Annotated in this window: 11 protein-coding genes and 1 pseudogene; 1 reads left to right on the top strand and 11 read right to left on the bottom strand. The window is 30.1% G+C overall.

Annotated elements, in window-relative coordinates:
* Positions 1 to 156: 156 nt before the first annotated feature.
* The 8 genes from KPL51_RS04565 to KPL51_RS04530 form a co-directional block, all read right to left on the bottom strand.
* A complete protein-coding gene (locus tag KPL51_RS04565; RefSeq protein WP_216157953.1) occupies positions 157 to 1,032 on the bottom strand; it encodes a response regulator in 876 nt (291 codons plus the stop codon).
* Between the two features lie 2 nt (positions 1,033 to 1,034).
* Entirely contained in the window at positions 1,035 to 2,273 is a 1,239-nt protein-coding gene (locus KPL51_RS04560) for a sensor histidine kinase (protein ID WP_216157952.1), read from the bottom strand.
* A 353-nt stretch (positions 2,274 to 2,626) separates the two neighbouring features.
* Positions 2,627 to 4,315, bottom strand: coding sequence for a tetratricopeptide repeat protein (locus KPL51_RS04555; protein ID WP_216157951.1), 1,689 nt, complete (start codon positions 4,313 to 4,315; stop codon positions 2,627 to 2,629).
* Between the two features lie 73 nt (positions 4,316 to 4,388).
* Positions 4,389 to 5,534 (bottom strand): sensor histidine kinase, encoded by a 1,146-nt coding sequence (locus tag KPL51_RS04550; RefSeq protein WP_216157949.1) that lies wholly within the window; start codon positions 5,532 to 5,534, stop codon positions 4,389 to 4,391.
* A 258-nt stretch (positions 5,535 to 5,792) separates the two neighbouring features.
* A complete protein-coding gene (dhaM, locus tag KPL51_RS04545; RefSeq protein WP_216157947.1) occupies positions 5,793 to 6,182 on the bottom strand; it encodes a dihydroxyacetone kinase phosphoryl donor subunit DhaM in 390 nt (129 codons plus the stop codon).
* 3 nt (positions 6,183 to 6,185) lie between these two features.
* Positions 6,186 to 6,836, bottom strand: coding sequence for a dihydroxyacetone kinase subunit DhaL (dhaL, locus tag KPL51_RS04540; RefSeq protein WP_216157945.1), 651 nt, complete (start codon positions 6,834 to 6,836; stop codon positions 6,186 to 6,188).
* Positions 6,837 to 6,896: 60 nt separating this feature from the next.
* On the bottom strand, positions 6,897 to 7,895 hold the full coding sequence (dhaK, locus tag KPL51_RS04535; RefSeq protein ID WP_216157943.1) for a dihydroxyacetone kinase subunit DhaK: 999 nt from the start codon (positions 7,893 to 7,895) through the stop codon (positions 6,897 to 6,899).
* Between the two features lie 263 nt (positions 7,896 to 8,158).
* Complete coding sequence (locus KPL51_RS04530; protein WP_216157941.1) at positions 8,159 to 9,676, bottom strand: ATP-binding protein; 1,518 nt, start codon at positions 9,674 to 9,676, stop codon at positions 8,159 to 8,161.
* A 321-nt stretch (positions 9,677 to 9,997) separates the two neighbouring features.
* On the opposite strand from KPL51_RS04530, the pseudogene KPL51_RS23350 reads away from it, so the two are divergent.
* Positions 9,998 to 10,265, top strand: a pseudogene (locus KPL51_RS23350) (cupin domain-containing protein); the annotation flags it as partial.
* Positions 10,266 to 10,329: 64 nt separating this feature from the next.
* Here KPL51_RS23350 and KPL51_RS04525 read toward each other — a convergent pair.
* The 3 genes from KPL51_RS04525 to KPL51_RS04515 form a co-directional block, all read right to left on the bottom strand.
* The gene (locus KPL51_RS04525; protein WP_216157939.1) at positions 10,330 to 11,532 is read right to left on the bottom strand and encodes a BaiN/RdsA family NAD(P)/FAD-dependent oxidoreductase; all 1,203 of its coding nucleotides are present in this window, start codon (positions 11,530 to 11,532) and stop codon (positions 10,330 to 10,332) included.
* 247 nt (positions 11,533 to 11,779) lie between these two features.
* Complete coding sequence (locus KPL51_RS04520) at positions 11,780 to 12,598, bottom strand: ABC transporter ATP-binding protein (protein WP_216157937.1); 819 nt, start codon at positions 12,596 to 12,598, stop codon at positions 11,780 to 11,782.
* Positions 12,591 to 12,793 (bottom strand): oligopeptide/dipeptide ABC transporter ATP-binding protein (locus tag KPL51_RS04515; protein WP_376770074.1); only part of this gene is annotated, 203 nt, incomplete at its 5' end. The genes KPL51_RS04515 and KPL51_RS04520, both read right to left, overlap by 8 nt.

Raw genomic sequence — 12,793 nt, 5'->3', positions numbered from 1 at the left:
CATTATATAATATATTATAAAGAGTGCATACTAATAACAACACAATACTACAAAATACTTCATTAAAAAATAAAATTTTCATACTATTCATGCCTTTCACGCCTTTCACATCTTTCACACCTTTTATCATGACATTAATCTAAACTATTAAAATAATTATGAGCCTAACTTGGTAATAATACTTTCAATGAATTTTTTAGTATTTATTTTCCCTTGCTCTTCCTGTGCATTGTTTATATGTCTCATTTCCTGTCTTACTTGTTTAAAGTCAAATAATAAAGTACTATATTCCATAAATATACTACTACTATAATCATCACAACCCAGCTCTGATATAGTCTCCAATGCCTTTTGAATTGTTCTTCTCACCCTTTGTTCTAGAGCTTTTTTATTTGCATTTAGATTTTCATCACCTTTCTCTTCCAGTATGATTTCGTGATATATTTTTTGCAACTTATATGTAGAAGTTGGATTTCTTTTTTTAAAATCTACTATTTTATGTATAATCACAATTAACTCGTTACTTCCTGCAGAACCAGCAATACCTATATCAGCAAAAATATTACTTATTCCATCCTCTATAAGTAACTCTTTTCCTATGCTTTTATCACTGTTTAAATTTAATACTGCATTTTTTATAAGTGCTAGGGAATTTTCAAGCTCAATATTATGACATATGCCTTTTATAACATTAATAACCTCTATGCTGTTTATTGGTTTACTTATAAAGAAAATTATTCCACTTTCATATGCCTTCGATACAACTGACTCATCTTCAACTTGAGATATCATAATAAACTTACCTTTATATCCTTGCTTCTTGCTCTCCTTCATTATTTCAATGCCATCCACTACAGGAAGCAAAAGATCAATGAGTATTATATCTGGATTATAAAATAATATTTCTTGCACAGCATCTTTCCCACTATCTATTTCACATATAACCTTTCCAAGATCATTTTTTTTTATGAGAATTCCTAGCATTTTTCTAATATTAACATCATCATCTAGGATTAAAAATGTTTCTTTCATAGTTATCCTCCATTCAATGATTTTCTAGGTATTTTTAATATAAAAGTAGTCCCTAAGGTTCCCTCTGATTTTACTTCTATAAGTCCACCTAAATCATCAATAATATTTTTCACATGTGAAAGTCCTATGCCCGTAGAAGACTTCCCTGTTATTTCATCATACTTAGTAGTAAACCCTGGATTGAAAATATATGGGATAATATCTTCATCAATACCTTTCCCTGTGTCACCTACCTCAAAATATATATTATTTTCATCTTCTCTTTCAGATATTTTAATGTAATCGCCATTTTCACAGTCATCTATACTATTTACAATTAGATTATTAAGCACAACAAATAAATTATAATGAGCCCTAACAGTAAAATCCTTTTCATATTCAAATGATATTACTATTTCCTTTTGACTTTCCTTTATATATCTACTAGTATTATCTTTAATAATAGTAAAGATATTTGAAAGTGACATAGAATCTTCATCCTCAAAATTTTCTAGGAGTGCCTCAAATCCTTTTAACACTCTATAATGATCTTTTTTAATTTCATGTACCTCTCTAGCAATGTCCAAGGTTTTTTCCCTTAAATATTCATTGTTTTTATAGGTTTCATATAAACTATAGCTTTTCGACATTACCTTTTCGATATCATTCATAGACTTCTTTAAATAAAACATTTCTGCCTGTATATTTGATATCAGCAAATTTAGTTCTGTATATCTCTTTTGATGCTCACTATTCAATATAAATAATTTTTGTTTATTATTAGTGAGATATGCCAAGTAGGTTCCAGATGCTCTAATAAACCCTACAAAAATTATAATTCTTACTATATAGAAGTTAATATTATTTCGCATCAAGGCTTCAATTATATTAGATAGTGAATCCGTCAATGCTAATAAAAAAATAGTATTTACTATATTATGCCTATATTTTTTAACTTTAGTAGCCCAAAGCAGGACTCCATAGATTAAATAATATACAAGTGATGGAAAATTAAAAGCTACTGTATCTATAAGCGCCTGGTGCAACAGTAATATGCCAAAAGTACTTCTTGTCATAAATACACCGAGTCCACACAAAATCGCCATTGTTACTTCTGACATGTCATCCATTATTAGTATGCATAAATTGAAAATTATCACTCCTGCCGAAAATTTAAATTGACTCTCAAATGGATAAAAATATATTTCTCCAAATAGTGCTACAATTACTGATATAATAATGTATTTCTTAATCTTTGACATATAATCCTCCAAACAAGCAAATATTATTTAACTTGCCATTCTTATAAGTTTAGTTATACTACTTAATGATAAGTCACAATCAAATAAATAACAAGCAAAATACCCTCAAAGTATAAATATTTTGGGGTATTAAATCAATAATGTAAAATTTTAAATGCAGCTCTCTAATTTCAAATTCCGTAGGAGTTAAAGTTTTCTTTCATTCAAAATACTCCTTTATACATATATAGTGAAAAATCATTCTATTATGTAGTATTAGATCAAAATATTCATGCTAAAAATAAATAAGAGCAGAGATACTTAATCTCTGCTCCTCTATATAAATAGGATTAAAAAGCTGAATATTTTCGTTGCTAATTCGTTATAATTTTATCTAAATCTTCAAGAAACTCTACTAATTCATCTTTATTGCTAATGTAATGGTATATCTTGTATTTATTCACATATGAAGTTGAAAATTCCTGTTTAACACAGCCTAACCTGTTATAATAATCAAGTAATTTATTGAAATTTATATATTGAATCCTAAATTCTTCTGGGACACTAATTATTATATTTTTAATCTGTTTGCATACATCCAGGTAAAGTGTTTTAGTTTTTTCAGAGTTATGCACTCTAAAATAATATGCTCCTAAACTACTAGAAATTTTTAAATGAAGCTCACAGTTCTTTATTTCCACAGCTAATTCTAGTGCACTATTTAACATTTGCTCCTTTTCTTCATTATTACATCTTAATGCCTCTATATATTTGTGCTTTAACCTTACATCTTCACTTTCTGCTTTCATATCTGTATATTCATCTACTAATTTAAAAGCTAATTCACTCTGCTCTAAGTCTATAAGATCTAATGCCACATCATACACTATATGGCAGATGACCTGTGAACTTTTATATTTTGATAGTATATATTTTATACCTTCTAAAGACCTTAATATTTCCGTCTTATTCTTAGCACATCTAAGTTTTATAAATTCATATACGATTCCTGTGTTCCATTTAATTATTGACTCTTCATTACCCAACAGATCTAAAGCTAATTGAATGTTTTGTTTAGCTTTAGGAATTTCACCAAATTGCAAGAATAAATTTGCAACTGATTTATAAAACCTAGATAATCTTGGTCCTTGATCTGGGTAAATTTCAAGCTCGCTAGTAGCTAATTTAAAATAAACAAAAGCTTCTTCATAATTATTTAATTTTAGATTTATACTAGTTAAAATTACATATGCATAAAATACCATAGCTTCCAAATGTGCTTCCTCAGCTTTTTTCAAAGCAAGTTTACACCAATAAAGTGCCTTTTCATATTTTAAACAATTAAAATATTCTTCTCCAATATTAATATAAGCAAATACATTGAATTCAGAATAGTTACTATCTTCACTTTGATCCCTTAATTTAAAAAAATACTCTAGTGCTTTTTCATTGTTTTGTAACTTATCTGAATAGACTACGCCAATATTATTTAGAATGCCTAAAGTTCCTCTCAAACAATTTCCACTTTCAAAAGAAACCAATGATTGCTTAAGTAAATCTAAATGTTCATCTGCACTAGTTATGTCATCATATAAATTTGCTATCGCATTTAAAATTCTTCCCTTATAAATAATATATTCTTCGGTGCAAAGTTTTAGGGCCTGATTTCCGATTTCTCTTGCTTTATAATATTCATTTTTTATATGATATACTTTAAGTAAATACAGACTTATATCTAATTTTCCCTTAACATAATCTGTGTCTTTAAGAAGTTTTTCAACTATTTCTGCATACTTTATGCTTTCTTGTACTTCACCCTTATAAAAATAACCTTCTGCTATTTTAACTAATGCATCCACTTGATATATCTTATCATCTAAAATCACAGCGGTTTGGTAGGCACTTTTAAAATATTCAAGACTCCTATCGATATCCCCATTTTTTTCAATTAAATCTCCAAGTTTTATCTGTAAATCAAACTTTTCATTAACTCTATCCTCAACTTGATATGTTTTTAAGGTTTCTTCAAGTTTATTTATAGTTTCTTCTGAATTATTTTCCATTTTTCACGCCCCCATCACAGCAAACTATTCCTAGAATAGAAATTTTTCTTATATAGATACCTCTTACAATATATTATATATCTGAAAATTCAACTTTTACTCTTTCGAGTCTACTATCCTCATATTCTGAATACATCTTGGTTTGCGCTTCTTCATTTATTGTTATAATTGGTAATTCAACAATAAACTCAGACCCCTTGCCGTATTCACTCTTAACAACTACGGTACCTTTGTGCATCTCTACAAGTGACTTTACTAGTGAGAGTCCTATGCCACTTCCCTCTCTATTTCTAGTAAAAGACTTATCAACTTGCCTAAATCTATGAAAAATAACCTCTAACTTATCTTCCTGTATTCCTATTCCGTCATCTTTAATTGAAATATACACTGATTTTTCTTCATGAGTGCCTATCTCTACTTCAATATTACCATTTTTATCTGTGAATTTTAGTGCATTTGATAAGAGATTTAATAGTATTCTTTCTATTTTATCTGCATCAAAGGCCATAACTTGCTTTTTAATTTTCTTTTCGAATATTATATTAACTGATTTCACTTTTGCATATAAGTTTATAGACTGAATAATCCCTTCTGTAAGCTCTACGATATCATAGTTATGCAGTTCAACATAAAAATAACTAGAATCTATCTTAGTTAAATCAATAATATTATTAATAAGTCTAAGTAATCTAAGTGCATTTTGCTTCATAATTTCCAGGTATTTATGCAGTTTTAAATTTGGATCTACTATGGTTCCGTTTGTTGTATACAACTCTAATAACTGCATGGCTCCCATAAGTATGTTTAAGGGGGTTTTAAACTCGTGAGATATATTAGCAAAAAAATCTGTTTTAAGCTTATCATATTCTAGTTTTTCTTCTTTCTCTTTAAGCCCCTTAACCATATTTTCCAGCTCCATAGTCTTATCCTTTAGCTCTAATTCTAATCTCCTATCTATAGTATTACATTTTATAGAACTTCTTTCTACAAATATCCTTTTAGTGAGTAAGAACACTAATATTGCAGTTATTAGTCCCATGATCAATAAAAGTGCGAATATATTTTTAGCAAATATATAAATTTGAGAATAACTATAATTAACTTTATTATATAGCATGGCTTTCGTACTAATATTGGCGGTCACAAAAATTGCCAATGATAAAATTAAACATAAAACTATTGCAAATGCCAGTATGTAATTAGTGCGCTTTTTTTTCATATTAAACCTCTCTTATATTAAATAATATTATACATACTTATTTATTCGACACCGTACAATAAATTCCTTTACATTATTTTATTTAAAATAACAAATTTTAGTATACTAATATATCTATTATTACTGATATATGTTCAGATTAGAATACAATTATGTTGTACATTTACAAAAACTGTATTGGGATTGCCAGTACAGTTTTTGTTTTTATTCTTTTTATTCTTTTTATTCTTTTTATTCTTTTTATTCTTTTTATTGTTTTTATGGCATCTTATGAAGACATAAACTCTTAACCGCTCCTTGAATCTCTATTAAATTTTTACCAATGCTACTTTCCACTGCCACTACTATAGCACCTTCAACTAAAGCCGCATCAACAACCATTATATTTTTCTGCATCTCTTCTGAAAGAGTTTCAATAGCCATTTGTGCATTCATATATGCACTACCAAGATCAAATAATATTGCCACACCATCTTCTGAATATACTTGATTTATGGCTAAAATAATCTTTTCTATATCTGTTCCTAGTCCATTATCACTAGTTCCACCAGCTGCTACAATAGGTACATTATCAGCCATTTGGAGTGCTAGCTCTTTTACTCCTTCTGCTACTTTACTACTATGTGAAATTACTACAATTCCTACCATGTATTACACCAATCCTTCTTTTATGCCTTTTACTTCTTCATAAATAGTATTTAATATTAAGTAGCTTGAAGTTGCGCCTGCATCTTGATGACCAATACTTCTTTTTCCAAGATAACTAGCTCTCCCTTTAGTAGCAATTATAGTTTTTGTATATTCTACTCCCTTTAGTGCTGCATCTTTTGAAGCTTTTAAAACTTCTATTGGCATTAACCCAGATTTATGAGCTTCTTTCATAGCATCAATAGCAGGAGCTATTGCATCTATCATTGTCTTTTCTCCTCTTTCAGCTTTTCCTCTCATAACAACTCCACCTAAAGCAGCTTCCAATATTTTAATAAAATCTTCAACATCTATATTTGCTTTTCCATTAGCATCTATAGCAGCTTTCATAAAGGCTGTGCCATATAATGGTCCAGATGCCCCCCCCACATTTGAAACTAATGCCATTCCCGTCTTCTTAAGAATTTCTCCAATATCATTTCCATTATTGTCTCTTAATTTTTCTCTAACAGCAATAAACCCCTTATTCATATTAATTCCATGATCTCCATCACCTATAGCTGCATCCAGCTCACATAGATAACTCTTATTTTCTTCAATTACATTTGCGATTTTATTTAATATTGTAATAACTTGTAATCCTGAAATACTCATTTTATTACCTCCCTATATATTGAAGTATTTTGATTTTAAGTCATCAGAGGCATTATTATACTATAGCACTTTTAATGCTGGAGTATCTGCAGGAGCATCTAGCAGAACCTTTAATTCATCATCAAGTTTTAGCAAAGTAACTGAAACTCCTGCCATTTCAAGAGAAGTCATAAATTCTCCAACAAAAGTTTTGTAAATCTTTATCCCCTTTTCTTCTAACATCATATGAACTTTTCTATTTACAATATAAAGCTCCATTAATGGTGTAGATGCAAGTCCATTTACCATAACTGCAACTTCAGCCCCTGGTTCCAGTGGCATATCAGTTAATATTTTAGAAACCAGGTGCTCTACTATTTCATCAACAGGCCTTAGAGTTTCTTTATGAGTACCAGGTTCTCCATGTATACCAGTTCCAATTTCAACTTCATCTTCCGCTAATGTGAAATTAGGTTTCCCTGCTGCAGGAACTATGCAAGGTGTTATTGCCATTCCCATACTTCGTACATTCGCTATTACCTTTTCAGCAACTGTCTTAACTTCCTGCAGGTTTGCTCCTGTTTCTGCTTTTGCCCCAGCTATTTTATGTACAAATACAGTTCCAGCTATTCCTCTTCTTCCAGCTGTATAAAGACTATTTTCAACTGCTACATCGTCATTAACAACAATACTTTCAATTTTTATTCCATCCATCTCAGCCATTTCACCGGCCATTTCAAAATTCATTATATCTCCTGTATAGTTTTTAACTACTAGTAGAACACCACTTCCCCCATCCACTGCTTTTACAGCTTCATATATTGGATCTGGAGTTGGTGATGTAAATACTGCACCACACACTGCCGCATCTAACATTCCCGTTCCTACATATCCTGCATGTGCTGGCTCATGTCCACTTCCACCCCCACTAACTAATGCAACTTTTCCGGATATAGGAGAATTTTTTCTAACAAGTACCTCTGCATTTCCTAGCTTTCTAACATACTCTGGATGTGCCATTACTATACCTTCAATCATCTCCTCAACAACAAATTCTGGGTTATTAATTAGTTTTTTCATTTATAAACGCCTCCATTTAACAAATAAAAATTAGTATACCTTCTATCTTCTACATAATAATGGCCAATCCTCCATAACATTCAAAATTTTCTAACAATTATATTTATATTTATATTTATGATCATCCTTATGTTTCTTAGTTTCTTATGTCTTCATTAGAAATACATATGCCCCCTAAATAATAAAAAACCTGTTACCTTACTTAATCTTAGTAATGTAACAGGTTTTTCTTAACTTCCTATACTTCTTTAATATATATCCCATTAAAAAAATACATCTGAAAGTTCAACTTGTAAATCTTCAGTTTTATTTCGAAGAGTACTACTAACGAATATCTCTTCTTGCCTCACAGTTCTTTTAGGCAGCTCAACTATAAATTCACTTCCTTTTCCAAGTTCACTTTCAACATATATTCTACCCTGATGCAATTCAACAATGGCTTTAACTAAACTTAGCCCTATCCCAGTACCCTCTGCATTTCTTGATAAGGATTTGTTTACTTGCTTAAATCTATTAAATATCATATCTAATTGATTAGGTTCAATGCCTATACCATTATCTTTTACGGATATTTCAATAAACTCATTCTTATCTTGAATTTTTACAAATATTTCGTTTCCTTCATCAGAAAATTTGATTGCATTTGATATAAGATTTAGTACTATCCGTTCTATCTTTTCTGGATCACAAGCAATAATATTTTCTTCTGTATCTGTATCAAAAATTATGCTTAAGCCCTTTACATCAGTATAAGCAGAAACTGAAATAACTATTTCCTCTACTATTTCCACTATATTATTATTTGATAATTTAAGTTCAAAGAATCCTGCTTCAATTTTTGATAAATCCACTATGTTATTAATGAGTTTGGATAACCTATGGCAATTTTTCATCATAGAATTAATGTATCTAAAAATCGAATCCCGATTTTTGTCTAATGAGCCATTCTTGCAATACATATTAAATAATTGTATTGTTGAATAAATTACATTCAGCGGAGTTTTAAGTTCATGAGATATATTAGCTAAAAACTCCTCCTGGGATTTCAGTTCTTTTTCCATGCTTTTATTAGATTTTATTTCAGTTGTAATATCTATAGATAAAAACTCAATGACTACTTCTAGCTCTTTCTTTTGTTCTTCAATTTTCTTATTTTTGCTTACCATTATTTGGTTTAATATATTAAGTTTATTATTTTGTTTTCTAAGCAATAATTCACGTTCTATCGAATCAACTACAGTAGTCAATGTCATTAGGAAAAATGGATTGTGAAGTATTACCGCAGTCATAATACATATACTTCCTAGTATTGCATTATCAATATCCATATAATGAAATGGCACTCCATAACAAGCACTGTTATGCAAAAATGTATGATAATGATTTGTTCCTATTAATTGCACCGGATGATTTTGTTTTAGTGTTAAACTAACCACATTTGTACCCATATCCTCTTCGCTAAATTGAATACCAGTCTTAATTCCCAGTTGATCTATTGTTGATTTAATTGTTTCATCCCCTAGCATATCCAATAAATAACCATTTTCGTCTGAAATTACTATTACTATAGGAGTACCTTCTAATGATTTTATTATTTTCTCACTAAAAAATTTTACCACCTCTAAAATGTCCTTATAAGCTTCTTTCTTTTCTGCTAACTTTAATTCAGCCATAATGTTTTTGGGTGGCTCATGTTCGCTAGAGTTCATACCTAACTCAATGCACCTTTTTTTAGATTCTATAATATAAGTTGGTTCTTGCTGATAATCTTGTTGTAGCATATCTTGCATACCTCCTAGGTCACTAAAACTAACTATGGGTTTGTCTTATCTATCAATAATGTTATAATTTAACAACTAGCCTCAATCTTTTAAATTAATTCGCAAACTTTGTCAATTTTTATATAAAATTGTAATTACTTAAATTTTATCATACCTTTGCTTCATAGACAATCCTAAACCGCTATCTTACAATAAATACATTATATAATGCTAATCATTGTAACTACTAACCTATTTGCTTATAATTAAGTAAAATCAAATTTTTTAACAAAGGAGATAAATTATGTACTCATCCCAATACTTTATTGACACATTAAATTTGGTTCTCCCCTTACAATATATATGATAAGCCCAAATGGAAAACTTACTACTAAGCAACTAGGTCTCGATATAGAAAATGGAGAACCCCCCAGCTTCTAGTACCAAAAAATTATATTTTTGGTTCTACTATGAATATCTCATGATTCTTTCTTGTTGGATGTATGGTATCCCCTGGCTTTGACTTAAAGATTTTGAAATGTTTGAAAGAGATGCTCTTATCGCTAAGTACTCTGATCATAAGGATATAATAGTTAGGCTTACAAAATAAGTATTACTTTATAATTAAAGCCCCAACAAGAATCAATAATTCTTGTTGGGGCATATGATATAGATTAATTACTTCCTGCTAAATATCCAGTTGAAAATGCCATTTGAAGATTGTATCCACCTGTCTCAGCATCAATATCTATAACTTCTCCTGCAAAATAAAGATTTTTTATAAGCTTTGATTCCATAGTTGAAGCATTTATTTCTTTGACTTTAACTCCACCTGAAGTCACTTGAGCTGCTTTAATTGATAAGGTTTCTCTAGCTGTTAATCTCATTTCCTTCATATACGAAATTATCTTATTTTCATCGGTCTTCCTTAAGTCACTAATCTTAACCTCTGTTAGTCCTAATAGGTCAAAAATTTCCTTCAAGAAGTTTTGTGGAAGAGTACCTTTTAAATTATTAAGTACAGTCTTATTTAAATTACTTCTCATAATTTCATATATTTCCTCCTTAGATTTATCTCTTAAAAAATCTAAAGTAACTTCCACTTCCCCCTCTATTAAAGCTTTGTTTATATAAGATGAAAGCTTTAATACCGCTGGTCCTGATATTCCAAAATGGGTAAATATCATATCACCAAACTTTTCAATACTATGTTTATTAATCTTAGCTGAAATAACAACATCCTTCATTGAAACTCCTTGTAAACTCTTTACAAACTCTTCCTTTATAACTAGTGGAATTAAGGCTGCATATAAAGGTGTTATAGTGTGTCCATTTCTTCTTAATTCTTCAAACATAGAACCATCTGAACCTGTATCAGGGTAACTCTTTCCGCCTGTTGTAACAATTACTTTCTCTCCTAAAATTCGTCTACCATCATCAGTTACTACCCCTTTAATTACTCCCTCTTCAACAATCAACCCTTGGACTTTACTATTATACATAACCTTAACCTTATTTTTTTCTAAATCAACCTTTAGTAATTCTATAACTTCCTCAGCTCTATTACTTTTGGTGTATATCTTTTGGTCAAGCTCCTCATTATATTCTAATCCATTTACTTTAAAGTATTCTAAAAGTTGAAGATTTGTAAATGTATAAAGAGCGCTATATAGAAATTTTTTATTGTTTACTATTTTATAAAAAAATTCCTCTATATCTCTATTATTTGTAATATTGCATCTGCCTCCACCTGTAAGTTTCAGCTTGGCACCAATTTCTTTATTTCTTTCTATTAATATAACTTCACTATTTTTTGCTGCACTAATTGCTGCCATAATTCCGGCAGGTCCTCCGCCAACAACAATAACTTTTAACATATAAACACCTCACTGTGCTTCATTTTTTTTATTTTCTCTTAAATTATACTTTATGATATTTAACTCTAAGTAAGTTCCAATTATATATGAAAAATGTGAAAGTGTATATGATTAATTCATTAGAAAACCCACAACTAATTAATTCGTTGTGGGTTTCACTTGTTAAATCTAATTTTGATGAAACTGTGATAAAATCTCATAAAATATTAAAAATCACTTAATAATAAGTACCTTTTAATCCACTTTTCTATCCAACAGTTGTTAAATCCCACTTTTCATAAATCTTAGGTACATCGTTAATTAGTCTCTTAGTATAAGTCTCTTTAGGATTTAATATAACCTCATCTGCGCGCCCATGTTCCACGAATTTACCATGCTCCATAATATATACACTGTCAGATACATAGTATGCAAGTCCAATATCATGGGTAATGAATATAATTGTCATGTTGTTTTCGTCCCTGAGTTTCAGTAGCATATCCAGTATAGTTGCTCTTGAACATGCATCTACCATGGATGTAGGTTCATCTGCAATTAAAATTTTCGGTTTTAAGAGGAATATCCTTGCAATCATAAGCCGTTGCATCTGTCCTCCTGATAACTCAAAGGGGTATTTATTTGTAAGTTCTTCAAATTTTAAGTTTACAAAACTGCAAGCTTCTGTTATAAGTTCCAACTTTTTTTCCTTGGGAAGATGTTTTCCGCCTCTCATATTTATACAGTCCAAAAGTACGAAGTCTATCTTATAAAACATATTAAAGGATGCAAATGGATCCTGAAATACGGCCTGTATTCCCTTCCAGTAGTCCTTTTTCTTTTTATGGGTAGATATATCTCGCCTCGCACCTTCAAATCCTACTTCACCTTCTGTTACACTAATAAGTCCGAGTATCATCTGAGATAAGGTGGTCTTACCGCTTCCGCTTTCGCCTACAATGGAGATAACTTCACCCTTATAAAAATCGAAATCTATATGATCCACGGCCACGGTTTTTGTTTTACTATTGCCAAATATCTTAGTAACACCTCTTCCGCTTAAGCATGGAACCATTTTATCATCATTCATCTGCATAAACCTCCTTAAGATGCTCAATTGAATGGATACAACGATACATCCTTCCACCCGCAAATTCTTTTGGAGTAATATTTTGAAGGCTACATTCAGGTTTTACATATTTACAACGTTCTGCAAATCTGCAGCCTTCTAGAGGATGCTTTAAATTTGGTGGAGTACCAGGAATAACAGAAAGCTTTTTATCTC

Origin of the sequence: Clostridium bowmanii (assembly GCF_018861315.1) — a bacterium.
In the GTDB taxonomy this organism is placed as follows: Bacteria; Bacillota; Clostridia; order Clostridiales; family Clostridiaceae; genus Clostridium_AD; species Clostridium_AD bowmanii.
Note: the sequence above shows the minus strand (reverse complement) of the source record. Positions and strands in the feature narration are given on the sequence as shown.